This window comes from Streptomyces yamdrokensis (assembly GCF_053890455.1).
In genome coordinates this window covers 7,082,160-7,094,411 of the sequence record NZ_CM132679.1, presented here as the reverse complement: position 1 = coordinate 7,094,411, position 12,252 = coordinate 7,082,160, and the positions used below count along the sequence as shown (strand labels likewise).

General features: G+C 71.3%; 12 protein-coding genes. 5 read left to right on the top strand and 7 right to left on the bottom strand.

The window, feature by feature from the left end; translation table 11 throughout:
- Position 1 precedes the first annotated feature (1 nt).
- Both ACWZEH_RS31365 and ACWZEH_RS31360 read right to left on the bottom strand, forming a co-directional pair.
- Positions 2 to 613 (bottom strand): TMEM175 family protein, encoded by a 612-nt coding sequence (locus ACWZEH_RS31365; protein ID WP_456194436.1) that lies wholly within the window; start codon positions 611 to 613, stop codon positions 2 to 4.
- A gap of 75 nt (positions 614 to 688) precedes the next feature.
- The gene (locus tag ACWZEH_RS31360; protein ID WP_456194435.1) at positions 689 to 1,723 is read right to left on the bottom strand and encodes a LacI family DNA-binding transcriptional regulator; all 1,035 of its coding nucleotides are present in this window, start codon (positions 1,721 to 1,723) and stop codon (positions 689 to 691) included.
- Positions 1,724 to 1,850: 127 nt separating this feature from the next.
- On the opposite strand from ACWZEH_RS31360, the gene ACWZEH_RS31355 reads away from it, so the two are divergent.
- The 3 genes from ACWZEH_RS31355 (at position 1,851) to ACWZEH_RS31345 (ending at position 4,946) form a co-directional block, all read left to right on the top strand.
- On the top strand, positions 1,851 to 3,038 hold the full coding sequence (locus ACWZEH_RS31355; RefSeq protein WP_456194434.1) for a phytanoyl-CoA dioxygenase family protein: 1,188 nt from the start codon (positions 1,851 to 1,853) through the stop codon (positions 3,036 to 3,038).
- A 19-nt stretch (positions 3,039 to 3,057) separates the two neighbouring features.
- The gene (locus ACWZEH_RS31350; protein ID WP_456194433.1) at positions 3,058 to 3,834 is read left to right on the top strand and encodes an SDR family oxidoreductase; all 777 of its coding nucleotides are present in this window, start codon (positions 3,058 to 3,060) and stop codon (positions 3,832 to 3,834) included.
- Between the two features lie 107 nt (positions 3,835 to 3,941).
- Positions 3,942 to 4,946: a Gfo/Idh/MocA family protein gene (locus ACWZEH_RS31345; RefSeq protein WP_456194432.1), complete on the top strand. Its 1,005-nt coding sequence runs from the start codon at positions 3,942 to 3,944 to the stop codon at positions 4,944 to 4,946.
- A 92-nt stretch (positions 4,947 to 5,038) separates the two neighbouring features.
- On the opposite strand, the gene ACWZEH_RS31340 is transcribed toward ACWZEH_RS31345, so the two are convergent.
- The 5 genes from ACWZEH_RS31340 to ACWZEH_RS31320 are packed head-to-tail and all read right to left on the bottom strand — an operon-like array spanning position 5,039 to position 10,012.
- On the bottom strand, positions 5,039 to 6,058 hold the full coding sequence (locus tag ACWZEH_RS31340; protein ID WP_456194431.1) for a Gfo/Idh/MocA family protein: 1,020 nt from the start codon (positions 6,056 to 6,058) through the stop codon (positions 5,039 to 5,041).
- Positions 6,059 to 6,092: 34 nt separating this feature from the next.
- Positions 6,093 to 6,995, bottom strand: a complete 903-nt coding sequence (locus tag ACWZEH_RS31335) for a sugar phosphate isomerase/epimerase family protein (protein WP_456194430.1) — start codon at positions 6,993 to 6,995, stop codon at positions 6,093 to 6,095.
- A 1-nt stretch (position 6,996) separates the two neighbouring features.
- Positions 6,997 to 7,908 (bottom strand): ATP-binding cassette domain-containing protein, encoded by a 912-nt coding sequence (locus ACWZEH_RS31330; protein WP_456194429.1) that lies wholly within the window; start codon positions 7,906 to 7,908, stop codon positions 6,997 to 6,999.
- 5 nt (positions 7,909 to 7,913) lie between these two features.
- Positions 7,914 to 8,990, bottom strand: coding sequence for an ABC transporter permease (locus tag ACWZEH_RS31325; protein WP_456194428.1), 1,077 nt, complete (start codon positions 8,988 to 8,990; stop codon positions 7,914 to 7,916).
- Positions 8,990 to 10,012: a sugar ABC transporter substrate-binding protein gene (locus ACWZEH_RS31320; RefSeq protein WP_456194427.1), complete on the bottom strand. Its 1,023-nt coding sequence runs from the start codon at positions 10,010 to 10,012 to the stop codon at positions 8,990 to 8,992. Before ACWZEH_RS31320 ends, ACWZEH_RS31325 begins: the two co-directional genes overlap by 1 nt.
- A 317-nt stretch (positions 10,013 to 10,329) precedes the next feature.
- On the opposite strand from ACWZEH_RS31320, the gene iolC reads away from it, so the two are divergent.
- Together iolC and ACWZEH_RS31310 are read left to right on the top strand one after the other, a co-directional pair.
- A complete protein-coding gene (gene iolC / locus ACWZEH_RS31315) occupies positions 10,330 to 11,328 on the top strand; it encodes a 5-dehydro-2-deoxygluconokinase (protein ID WP_456194426.1) in 999 nt (332 codons plus the stop codon).
- Positions 11,329 to 11,341: 13 nt separating this feature from the next.
- Positions 11,342 to 12,217, top strand: coding sequence for a Cgl0159 family (beta/alpha)8-fold protein (locus ACWZEH_RS31310; protein WP_456194425.1), 876 nt, complete (start codon positions 11,342 to 11,344; stop codon positions 12,215 to 12,217).
- The last annotated feature ends 35 nt before the right edge of the window (positions 12,218 to 12,252 follow it).

Below are 12,252 nucleotides of genomic sequence, written 5' to 3'. Positions count from 1 at the left end.
TTCAGCGGGCCGCGCCCTCCCGGCGGCCCAGCCAGACCTTGAGCGGCACCAGCACCAGCCACCACCACATGGCGGCGGGCCCGACGGCCAGGGCCAGCGGGATGGTCACGAGGAACACCGCCACCGTCGAGCCCAGGTCGGCGATGGAGAGCCCCTCCTCCCGTGCCGGGGCCGCGTCGCCGCGCAGCCAGGGGCGTCTGGCGAGGAGGACGGCCAGCATGAGATGGACCCCGCCGAGTGCGGCGACCGCCGCCGAGTAGATGACCACCGAGACGCGCTCGTCGCCGTACTCCGAGATCAGCGCGGTCGGGAACGGCAGCAGTGCCGCGACGCCCAGGCCGAGCACGGTCAGCGAGATCACCTGTCCGTCCACCTGCCGGACGGTGCGGAAGATCGCGCGGTGCTCGCGCCAGAAGCCGGCCAGCACCACCAGGCTGATCGCGTAGGCGCCCAGGTTGGGCAGCAGCTCGCGCAGAGCGTCGTGGTACTCCTCGGGGCTCAGTCCCCGCGGCACGGAGAGGTCAAGGACGAGCAGGGTGATGGCGATGGCGAACACGCCGTCGGCGAGGGTCACCAGCCGCTCGGGCCCGCCTTCCGGGGTCGGTTTCCTCATGCGCACGACGGTAGGCAGCCCCGGCCCGCCGGGCGGGGATACACGCCCGGGCCGCGGCTCCTTCACCGCGAGCCGTCACCCGGCCACCGTGCCGGGCGGCATGTTGTAGGGGGTGACCACCTGGATCGCGGAGGGGAGGGTGGGCCCCGCGGGCGGCAGGGCGCCGTGGGCGCGCATCACGAGGTGGCAGGCCTCGCGCAGGTCGTGGCGCAGATCGTGGTGGAGCACGGCGGACAGGCGGTGCTCGCGCAGCAGCCGGGTGTTGTCGTGGTCGAGGTCGTGCGCGACGAACACGGCGCACTCGCGCCCGGCGTCCTCGAAGGCCCGCAGGGTGGCGATGTTGCCACCGCCGATCGAGTAGACCGCGCGGATGTCCGGGTCGCGGTCCAGCGCCGCCCGGACGAGCTCGTACTGGGTGGTGTCCAGGCCCTGTCCCTCGGCGATCTCCACGAGGGCGCGCTCGGGGTACCGGGCGCGCATGGCGCTGCGGAAACCCATCTCGCGCTCCTCCTCGTTGCGGAAGAAACCGCTGGAGAGGCTGGTGAGCACATTGCCGGGGCCACCGCCGAGCCACTGCCCCATGAGATACGCGGCGGTCGCGCCGGCCGCCCGGTTGTCGCTGCCGACGTAGCCGACACGGGCGCTCGCGGGCAGGTCGGTCACCAGCGTCACCACCGGGATGCCCGCCGCCGCGAGCCGGCCGACGGCGGCGGTGACCTCGGGGACGTCCGGGGCCTTGAGAACCACCCCCTGCGAGCCGCGCCGTCCGATCCGGTCGAGGGCGGCGACCAGCTCCCCCGCCGGACCCGTCTCGCGGAAGTGGAAGCGGGAGCGGACCACGGCCGGTCGCAGGGAGGGGAGTTCGGCCTCCAGGGCCGCACGGACGGCGGTGGAGAACCGCGCCGGCGACTGCATCACGATGTCCACCATGAACGTACGGCCGACCAGCCGTACCTGGGTGCGCTGCCGGTCCAGGTCGGCGATCGCCCGGCGCACCTCCTGCGCGGTGCTGTCCCGCACCCCGCCCCGGCCGTTGAGCACCCGGTCGACCGTGGCCTCGCTCAAACCTGCCTGACGTGCGATTTCCCTGATCAGGAAAGGGTGGCCCATGCGACCGGCTCCTGAGACTCCTGAGGGGTTTTTGATGGCTGACTGCTGGTTGTTCGAAGGCTTTGTACTGACAAGAATGACAGAGCCGAGTCCCCCGTGACCCGAAACGTGACCCGAAGGGACGAGCATGTCCTTCTCCACCGCCTCCACCCCGGCCCAGCCGTCCGCGCGGCAGCGGCACTGGCTGTCCGAGCAGGACTGCGACCTGGACGCGTTCCGTGCCCTGGTCGAGCGGACCACGGACCGTTCCGCCTACCCGCACGCCTGTGCCGTGGAGCAGAACGTGCTGCTCTACGACGCCGACCGGCTCTCCCTCGCCGACCGGCGCGAGGTCCAGGCCGAGCTGGTACGCGCCCTCGCCGACGGCCCCGGCGTCGTGATCGTCCGGGGCGCCTTCCCCGACCCGGCGGTCGTGGACCGGGCCACCGCCGTGTTCGACGCCCTGATCGCCGAGCAGCGCGCCACGGGTGCCACCGCCGGCGACCACTTCGCCAAGCCGGGCGCCAACGACCGGGTGTGGAACGCCCTGGAGAAGGCCGCCCTCTACGACCCGCAGGCCTTCGCCGACTACTACGCCAACGACGTGATCGCGCTGGTGTCCGCGGCCTGGCTCGGCCCCGGCTACCAGGTCACCTCCCAGGTGAACGTGGTCAATCCGGGCGGTGCGGCCCAGACCGTGCACCGCGACTACCACCTCGGCTTCCTCTCCAACGAGGCCGCCGCCGCCTACCCGGCGCACGTGCACCGCCTCTCCCCCGTGCTCACCCTGCAGGGCGCGGTCGCGCACTGCGACATGCCCGTCGAGTCCGGGCCCACGCTGTACCTGCCGCACTCGCAGAAGTACGGGCCCGGTTACCTCGCCTGGCGGCTCCCCGGGTTCCGGGCGTACTTCGAGGAGCACCACGTACAGCTGCCGCTCGCCAAGGGCGACGCGGTCTTCTTCAACCCGGCGCTGCTCCACGCCGCCGGCGCCAACCGCTCGGCGGACATCCGGCGCATGGCCAACCTGCTCCAGGTGTCCTCAGCGTTCGGCCGGGCCATGGAGACGGTGGACCGCGAGACCGTGACGGGCGCCGTCTACCCGGTGCTGCTCAAGAGCCGGGCAAAGGGCGCCGGCGAGCAGTGGCAGGAGAACGTGATCGCGGCGAGCGCGGAGGGCTACCCCTTCCCCACCAACCTCGACAACGACCCGCCCGCAGACGGCCTGGCCCCGCCCTCGCAGGCGGACCTCGTACGACGGGCGCTGCGCGAGGGCTGGACCGTGCGGACCCTGCGGGAGGCGCTGCGGGCCGGCGCCGGACGGCGTGAGAGCTGAGAGGAACCGGAACACGGACATGGGACTTCTCGACGACAAGGTCGTCCTCGTCAACGGTGGCAGCCAGGGTGTCGGCGCCGCCGTCGCGCGGGCCGCGGTCCGCGAGGGGGCGGACGTGGCCGTCACCGGGCGGCGGCCCGAGCCGGGTGAGGCCCTCGTGGCCGAGCTGACCGCCGCGGGCGGCAGGGCGGTGTTCGTCCGCGCCGACCTGGCCGACGCCGAGCAGGCCAGGGGCTCCGTCGCCGAGGTCGTACAGGCGTACGGCCGGGTCGACTGCCTGGTGAACTCGGCGGGGCTGACCTCGCGCGGAACCCTGCTGGACACCACACCCGAGCTGTTCGACCAGCACATCGCGATCAACCTCAAGGCACCGTTCTTCGCCATGCAGGCCGCCGTCGCGGACATGGTGCGGCGCGAGGAACCCGGCACGGTCGTCAACGTCATCACCTCGTCGGCGCACGGCGGACAGCCCTTCCTGGCGCCCTACGTCGCCGCGAAGGCCGGACTGATGGGCCTCACCCGCAACGCCGCACACGCCCACCGGTGGGACCGGATCCGGATCAACGGGCTGAACATCGGCTGGACCGCCACCGAGGGCGAGGACGCCACCCAGCGCACCTTCCACGGTGCCGGCGACGACTGGCGCGAGCGGGCAGCCGTCCGGCTGCCCATGGGCAGGCTGGGCCGGCCGGACGAGATCGCCGACTTCGTGGTCCTGCTGCTGTCCGACCGCTCCGGCGTGGTGACCGGCTCCGTGATCGACTGGGACCAGAACGTCCTCGGCGGCCTCGACTGACAGGGCAGCACCCGCCACACCCCACTCCCTCCCCCCGCTCTCTCCCCCCGCGCAAGACCGCACCCGCACCCGCACCCCGCACCCCGCACCCAAGGAGCACCACCCCCATGCGCATCGGAATCCTCGGTCTCGGCCGTATCGGCGCCTTCCACGCCGAGACCCTCTTCGGGCTCGGCTCCGTCGAGTCGCTCGTCGTCTCCGACCCGTTCGCGGACGCCGCGAAGGCCGCCGCCGAGCGCTTCGACGCCGAGGTCGCGGACTCCCCCGAGGCCGTGCTCGCCGCCGGCGTGGACGGCGTGGTGATCGCCGCGGCGACCGACGCCCACCCCGGGCTGATCCTCGCCTGCGTCGAGGCGGGCGTCCCCGTGTTCTGCGAGAAGCCGGTGGCCCGCACGATGGCCGAGGGGGCGCGGGTGCTGAAGGCGGTCGAGGGCCGCGACGTGCCGATCCAGATCGGCTACAACCGCCGCTTCGACGCGGGCTTCGTCGCCGCGCGGGCGGCCGTGCGGAGCGGAGAGCTGGGCAGGCTCCACACCGTGCGCTCGACCACGCTGGACCCGGCGCCGCCGCCGGCCGCGTACATCGCCGCGTCGGGCGGCATCTTCCGCGACTGTTCCGTGCACGACTTCGACATCATCCGCTGGGTGACCGGCCGCGAGGTGACCGAGGTGTACGCGGTCGGCGGCAACCGGGGCGCCGCCTACATCAAGGAGGCGGGCGACGCCGACACCACCGGCGCGATCCTCACCCTGGACGACGGCACCGTCGCCGTGGTCTCCAACAGCCGGCACAACGCCCGGGGTTACGACGTCCGCATGGAGATCCACGGCTTCACGGACTCCATCGCGGTCGGTCTGGAGGACAAACTGCCGCTGCGGTCGGTGGAGCCCGGGGCGACCTTCCCCGCGGACACCCCGCACGACTTCTTCATGGACCGCTTCACCACCGCCTACCGCGCCGAACTCACGGCGTTCACCGAGGTCGTGGCCGGCTCCCGGCCGTCCCCGTGCACGGTGGCGGACGCCCTGGAGGCGGGCTGGATCGCCGACGCCTGCACCCTGTCCCTGCACGAGCACCGCCCCGTCACCGTCGAGGAAGTGCGGCAGGCGTGAGCGGCGGTACGCGCCCCTGGACTCCGGTGGGATGAACAGTGTGGGTGGGGCCGCCCTTCGAAAGGGCGGCCCCACCCACGCGTTGCATCACCTCACCGGTACAGCGCCGGTTTCTCCGCCGGTTCGACCGCAACCCGGCCGCCCTCCTCCAGGGCCCGGACGCCGGCCTCGCAGACGGCGGCCGCCGCGTAGCCGTCCCAGGCGCTGGGGCCGTCGACCTCGCCCCGGCGGGTGGTGTCGACCCAGGCCCGGAGCTCGTCGTCGTAGGCCTGGGCGAAGCGTTCGGTCCAGTCCTGGGTGATGGTGCCGCCCCAGCGGCCGGCCGTGCTGGTGACCAGGTGGTGGCCGTCGCCGACACGGGCGGTGCCGCGCTCGCAGACCACCTCGGCCTGGACCTGGTAGCCGAAGCCGCAGTTGACGAAGATCTCGACGTCGCTCAGCGCGCCGCCGTCGGTCTCCAGGACGACGAACTGCGGGTCGCGCAGCCCGTCGGGCGCCCCGGCCGAGGAGTCGGGGGTGAGCACCGTGACCGCCGTGATCTCGTGGCCCAGCAGCCAGCGGGTGACGTCGACCTCGTGGGAGACGGAGTCGGTGATCAGCATGGAGCTGCTGAAGAACGGGGAACTGCTCACATTGCGGTGCCGGTTGTGCAGCATCAGGGGGCGGCCCAGCCGCCCGGTCTCCAACAGCGCCTTGAGGCGGACGTACTCGGCGTCGTAGCGGCGCATGAAGCCGACCTGGATCCGGCGGTGGCCGAGTGCCTGTTCGGCTTCGACGACGCGCAGCGCGGAGGCCGCGTCGGGGGTGAGCGGCTTCTCGCACAGGACGGGCAGGTCCAGCTCGAACGCGGCGAGCAGGGCGGCCTCGTGGGCCGGCCCCGGGGAGGCGACGAGCACCGCGTCGACTCCGGCCGCCGCCATCGCGGCGGCCGGGTCGGTGTGCGCGGTGCAGCCGTCGATGCCGGCGGCCACCGCCTTGGCCCGTTCCGCGTCGGTGTCGGCGACGGCGGCGACCCGCGCGCCGCTGATCACCCGGTCGATCCGGCGCACGTGGTCCGCGCCCATGCGGCCCGTGCCGATGACGGCGATTCCCAGGGGCTGGTTGCCGTGCACGGCTCCCGCCTCCCTTCCGGGTCGTCCGGCGGTGTCAGGCGCCGCAGGAGCGGAGGAACCTGCGGGTGCGGACCGCGATCGGCAGCGGCTTGTCCGGCTCGCAGGGGTACATGTCCTGCTCGACGATCGCGAACAGGTCCACATCCAGCTTCTGGGCCGCGGTCAGGACCGCGCCCAGCTCCGGTACTCCGGCGGGCGGTTCGCACATCACGCCGCGCTGCACGGCGGGACCGAACGGGATCTCGTTCGCGACCACGTCGGCGAGGACGTCCGGGTCGACCTGCTTGAGGTGCAGGTAGCCGATGCGTTCGCCGTAGGTCTCGATGAGCTTGACGCTGTCGCCGCCGCAGTAGGCGTAGTGCCCGGTGTCCAGGCACAGGTTGACCAGGGAGGAGTCGGTGGAGTCGAGGAAGCGCCCGACGTGCTCCTCGGTGTCGATGTGGGTGTCGGCGTGCGGGTGGACGACGATGTCGAGCCCGTAGGTGTCCCGCACCTGGCGGCCGAGGCGTTCCATGCCCCTGGCGAGGTGGCCCCACTGCTCGGTGGTCAGCTCCGGGGGCTCCAGGATCTCGGCGGTCTTGTCGTCGCGCCAGAAGGACGGGATGACGACCAGGTGCTTGGCCTCCATGGCCCGGGTGAGCGAGGCGACCCGGCTGACCTGCTCCCAGGTGGACTCCCACTCGGAGGGGCCGCGGTGCAGTCCGCAGAAGATGGTGCCGGCGGAGACCTTGAGGTCCCGCTTCTTCACCTCGTCACTCAGGCGGGCCGGGTCGGTCGGGAGGTAGCCGTAGGGGCCGAGTTCGATCCAGGAGTAGCCGGCCTCGGCGACCTCGTCGAGGAAGCGCTGCCAGGGCACCTGCTGCGGGTCGTCGGGGAACCAGACGCCCCAGGAGTCGGGGGCGGAGCCCACCCTGATGCGGTCGAGCGCGACTGCCATGTCAGGACTTTCCTTCCGGGGATGCCACTGCGGGGGCCTGGAGCTCTCCCTCCTCGGGGAGCTCCTCGACGTCGACGCCGCGGACCTGCGCCAACTCGTGTTTGAGGGCGGCGAGTTCGGTACCGCCGGCCATGTGGTTGGTGAGTTCCTCCAGGGAGACCTCGCTGCGGGCCGCGGAGAGCTCCATGGTGCCCAGGCGCAGGACGCTGAAGTGGTCGCCGACCATGTAGGCGTGGTGCGGGTTGTGGGTGATGAAGATGACGCCGAGGCCGCGGTCACGGGCGGCGGCGATGTACTTCAGCACCACACCGGACTGCTTGACGCCGAGCGCGGCGGTGGGCTCGTCCAGGATGAGGACGCGGGCGCCGAAGTAGACGGCGCGGGCGATGGCCACGCACTGGCGCTGGCCGCCGGAGAGGGTGCCGATGGGCTGTTCCAGGTCGTCCAGGACGATGCCCATGTTGCGCAGTTCCTCGTCCGCGGTCCTCTTCATCCGCTCGATGTCGAGACGGCGGACCGGCCAGGGGCCCTTGGTCATCTCCGAGCCGAGGAAGAAGTTGCGCCACACCGGCATCAGCGGAACGACGGCGAGGTCCTGGTAGACGGTGGCGATGCCCTTGCCGAGGGCTTCGCGCGGGGTGGAGAACCGTACCGGGGTGCCGTCGACGAGGAACTCGCCCTCGGTGTGCTGGTGCAGCCCGGACACGATCTTGATGAGGGTGGACTTCCCGGCACCGTTGTCACCGAGTACGCAGGTCACGCGGCCGGGGTGGACGGCCAGGTCGACCCCGTGCAGGGCGCGGATGTTGCCGTAGGACTTGCCGGCTCCGCGGAGTTCGACCAGGGGGTGCTTCCCGTCGGGGGCGGTGTCCTGCAGGACACCGCCGTGAGTGCCGGTCGTGTCGTCGGTCATTGCGGTCACCTCCGGGTCGCCGTGCGCTGGACCCACAGATTGATGAGGACGGCGCCGAGGAGCATCACGCCGAGGAAGGCCTTGAACCAGTCCGGGTTCCAGCCGGCGTAGACGATGCCCTGCTGCACCATGCCGAACATGAAGGCGCCGAAGACCGGGCCGATCGCGGAACCGTAGCCGCCGGTCAGCAGGCAGCCGCCGATCACCGCGGCGGCGATGTAGATGAGCTCCTGGCCCACGCCCTCGCCGGACTGGACGGTGTTGAAGGAGAACAGCTGGTGCATGCCGACGAACCAGGCGCCGAAGCCGACCAGCATGAACAGGGAGATCTTGGTGAACGTCACCGGCACACCGACGGCGCGGGCGCTCTCCTTGTTGCCGCCGACCGCGAAGATCCAGTTGCCGTACTTGGTGCGGAGCAGCACCCAGGAGGCCAGGACCGCGAAAATCAGCCACCACACGACGGTGATCTTCACCTGGACGCCGCCGACCTCGAAGCTCGAGGCGAAGACGGCCTTGGCCTGCTCGAAGCCGTCCATGTCGCTGATGTCGTCGGTCGCGACGTTCCCGGTGACCAGTTTGGTCACGGCCAGGTTGACGCCCTGGAGGATCAGGAAGGTGCCGAGGGTGACGAGGAAACTGGGCAGCCCCGTCCTGACCAGGAACCAGCCGTTGAACAGGCCGACGGCGAGGGACACCGCGAGGGCGACGATCACGCCCACCCAGACGTTCATGGACAGCTGGTAGGCGAGCATGCTCGCGGTGAGCGCCGAGGTGACCACGGCGACCCCGGCCGACAGGTCGAACTCGCCGCCGATCATCAGCAGCGCCACCGGCAGGGCCATGATCCCGATGGTCGACGACTGGTACAGGATGTTCGCCATCGAGCCGCCGTCCCGCATGGGCGGGGCGGCGATCAGGAAGAAGACCAGCACGGCCAGGGCGCCGAGGAAGACGCCGACCTCGGGCCTGGCCAGCAGCCGCAGTGCCGGCGGGCGCCGCGCGGTGCGGCCGTCGGTCTCCTTCGGGCCGGGGGCCGGCGGTGGGGTCACCGCCGGCTCAGCCTGTCGGGTCATACTCATCACCGAGTGCCCTTCGCGGCGTACTCGGCGACCGCGTCGACGTTGGACTCGTCGACGAACGCGGGGCCGGTCAGCACCGGCTGCTCACCTCCGCCGCTGTAGTTGCCGTTGTTCTCGTAGAGCCACAGGCCGTCGACGGCGAGGTAACCCTGGAGGTAGGGCTGCTGGTCCACGGCGAACTCGATGTCGCCGGCCTGGATCGCCTTGGTCAGGTCCTTGTTGAGGTCGAAGGTGGCGACCTTCGCCTCGCTGCCGGCGTCGCCGACCGACTGCACCGCGGTCTGCGCGAAGGGGGCGCCGAGAGTGGCGACGTAGTCGACGGAGGAGTCCTGCTTGAGCTTGGCGGTGATCGTCGACTTCACCGACGGCATGTCGGTGCCGTTGACGTTGAGGATCTGGGTCTCGCCCTCGAAGGTCTCCTTCAGACCGTCGCAGCGCTGGGTCAGGCCGACGTTGCCCTGCTCGTGGACGACACAGACGGTGTTCTTGGCGCCGACCTCGTTGAGCTTCTTGCCGAAGGCCTCGCCGGCCACGGACTCGTCCTGGCCGAAGAACTCCAGCAGGCCGAGGTCCTTCCAGTCGCTCAGGCCGGAGTTGAGGCCGACGACGGGTATGCCGGCCTTCTCCGCCTTGGCGAGGACGCTCTTGAGGGCGTCCGGCTTGGCGAGGGTGACGGCGATGCCGTCGACCTTCTGGTCGATCGCGTTCTGCACCAGGTTGGCCTGGTTGCCGGCGTTCGGGTCGGCGGAGTAGATGAGATCGACGTTGTCCTTCGCGGCGGCGGCCTCGGCGCCCTTGCGGACGATGTCCCAGAAGGTGTCACCGGGCGCCTGGTGGGTCACGAGGGCGACGGTCATCTCGGGCGTGTCCGCCTTGCCGGCCGACGCGCCGTCGCCGCCGCCCTCCTCGGCCTTCTTGCCGCCGGAGCCGCTGGAGCAGCCGGCGAGGGTCAGGGCGGCCGCCGCGGCCACCGCGACGAGGGGCACGATTCTGCGGGGGCGGTGGTGGGAAGAGCGGTCCATCTTGCCTGCACCTCACTGTGCTACGCGGAAAAAGGGCGGGGGTCCGAGGATCCTCCCCGGAGCCTCGGACGTCCGGGTCTGTGTCGTCGTGCGAAACAGCTGTCGTGCTGGGACGGGATCAAAGTCCCTGACGCGCACTCTGTCAATACTTTGTTAAGACATCATTTCACTTGCTAGTCCGAATGTAAGTACAAACTATTGACATCGCCGCCCTTCGAGACCTACACCTGAGAGGCGGCAGGTCCCCGGCTTCCACGCCCCACCGTGGCAGGGCGTCCCGGGACCCGCATCCCCAGCAGTTCGAGGAGCTTCGCTCGATGACCGACTCAGACGCACCACAGTATTTCGACCTGATCACCATGGGCCGCATCGGGGTCGACCTTTACCCACTGGAGACCGGCGTTCCGCTGACAAAAGTCGAAACGTTCGGAAAGTTCCTCGGCGGTTCGGCCGCGAACGTGGCGGTGGCCGCCGCCCGGCTCGGCCGCTCCACGGCCGTGATCACCCGTACGGGAGACGATCCGTTCGGCACCTATCTGCACGAGGCCCTGAGGGACTTCGGCGTCGACGACCGGTGGGTCACCCCGGTCGCCGCGTACCCGACGCCGGTCACCTTCTGCGAGATCTTCCCGCCGGACGACTTCCCCCTGTACTTCTACCGCCGGCCCAAGGCTCCCGACCTGGAGATCCACACCGCCGAGCTGGACCTCGCCGCCGTCCGCGCGGCCGGGATCTTCTGGATCACCGGCACCGGTCTGAGCGAGGAGCCGAGCCGCCGGGCGACGCTCGACGCGCTCGAGGCACGTGCCAAGGCGGGCACCACCGTGTTCGACCTGGACTGGCGCCCGATGTTCTGGCGCGACCCCGACGAGGCCCGCCCCTACTACCGCCAGGCCCTGCGGCACGCCACGGTCGCGGTCGGCAACCTCGACGAGTGCGAGGTCGCCACCGGAGTGCGCGAGCCCGAGGCGTGCGCCGAGGCGCTGCTGGCGGCCGGTGTGGAACTCGCCGTGGTCAAGCAGGGCCCCCGGGGAGTGCTCGCCGTGCACCGCGACGGCACCCGCGCACAGGTGCCGCCGGTCCCGGTGGACGTGGTCAACGGTCTCGGCGCGGGCGACGCCTTCGGCGGCTCGCTCTGCCACGGTCTGCTCTCGGGCTGGGACCTGGAGCGCACCATGCGCCACGCCAACGCCGCCGGCGCCCTCGTCGCCTCGCGCCTGGCCTGTTCGTCCGCCATGCCCACCGGGCCGGAGGTCGCGGACCTCCTCGCGCGGGCCGTGCCGCCGGGCGACATGAGCCTGCCGAGCCAGTCCTGAACGGAGTCCTTCCTTGAACCTCAGCATCTGTGACCTCACCACGGTCCGGGCCCGGCATCCGGAGGCCGTCGCCGAGGCGGCCGCCCGCCGGGCCCGCCGTCCGCTGATCGGCGACAGCGGACGGCTGATGATCGTGGCCGCCGACCATCCCGCGCGGGGTGCGCTCGGCATCGGCGACCGGCCCCTGGCCATGGCCGACCGCGCCGAGCTGCTGGAACGGCTGTGCGTCGCGCTGTCCCGGCCCGGTGTCGACGGGGTGCTGGCCACCGCCGACATCCTCGAGGACCTGCTGCTGCTCGGCGCGCTCGAGAACAAGGTCGTCATGGGGTCGATGAACCGCGGAGGTCTGGCCGGCTCGGCCTTCGAGATGGACGACCGCTTCACCGGCCACCGTCCCGAGGACATCGAGCGGTTCGGCTTCGACGCGGGCAAACTGCTGGTCCGCATCGACTACGACGACCCGGGGTCCCTGACCACCCTGGAGTCCACCGCCCGCGCCGTCGACGCCATGGCCGAACGCCGGCTCCCGGTGTTCGTGGAACCGTTCATCTCGCGCCGGGCCGGCGGCAGGGTCCGCAACGACCTGTCCGCCGAGGCAGTCACCCGCTCCATCGCCATAGCCTCCGGACTCGGCGGCACCTCCGCCTACACCTGGCTGAAACTGCCCGTCACCGAGAACGCCGACGACATGGCGGAGGTCCTGCGCGGCTCCACGCTGCCCGTGGTCCTGCTCGGCGGCGAGGTCGGCGACCAGGAGGCGGCGTACGAGCGGTGGGGCAGGGCGCTGAAGCTGCCCTCCGTGCAGGGCATGGTGGTCGGCCGCTCGCTGCTCTACCCGGCCGGCGGCAGTGTGGAGGAAGCGGTGGACACGGCCGTGAGTCTGCTGTGAACGATGCGTCAGCCGTGAACCATGAGTCTGCTGAG

What these genes read in the sequence shown, in the direction of transcription:
- ACWZEH_RS31355 (WP_456194434.1), top strand. Translation starts at nt 1,851, where the DNA reads ATGTCCTTCTCCACCGCCTCCACCCCGGCCCAGCCGTCCGCGCGGCAG.
- ACWZEH_RS31350 (WP_456194433.1), top strand. Translation starts at nt 3,058, where the DNA reads ATGGGACTTCTCGACGACAAGGTCGTCCTCGTCAACGGTGGCAGCCAG.
- ACWZEH_RS31320 (WP_456194427.1), bottom strand. Translation starts at nt 10,012, where the DNA reads ATGGACCGCTCTTCCCACCACCGCCCCCGCAGAATCGTGCCCCTCGTC.
- iolC (WP_456194426.1), top strand. Translation starts at nt 10,330, where the DNA reads ATGACCGACTCAGACGCACCACAGTATTTCGACCTGATCACCATGGGC.
- ACWZEH_RS31360 (WP_456194435.1), bottom strand. Translation starts at nt 1,723, where the DNA reads ATGGGCCACCCTTTCCTGATCAGGGAAATCGCACGTCAGGCAGGTTTG.
- ACWZEH_RS31325 (WP_456194428.1), bottom strand. Translation starts at nt 8,990, where the DNA reads ATGAGTATGACCCGACAGGCTGAGCCGGCGGTGACCCCACCGCCGGCC.
- ACWZEH_RS31365 (WP_456194436.1), bottom strand. Translation starts at nt 613, where the DNA reads ATGAGGAAACCGACCCCGGAAGGCGGGCCCGAGCGGCTGGTGACCCTC.
- ACWZEH_RS31335 (WP_456194430.1), bottom strand. Translation starts at nt 6,995, where the DNA reads ATGGCAGTCGCGCTCGACCGCATCAGGGTGGGCTCCGCCCCCGACTCC.
- ACWZEH_RS31330 (WP_456194429.1), bottom strand. Translation starts at nt 7,908, where the DNA reads ATGACCGACGACACGACCGGCACTCACGGCGGTGTCCTGCAGGACACC.
- ACWZEH_RS31345 (WP_456194432.1), top strand. Translation starts at nt 3,942, where the DNA reads ATGCGCATCGGAATCCTCGGTCTCGGCCGTATCGGCGCCTTCCACGCC.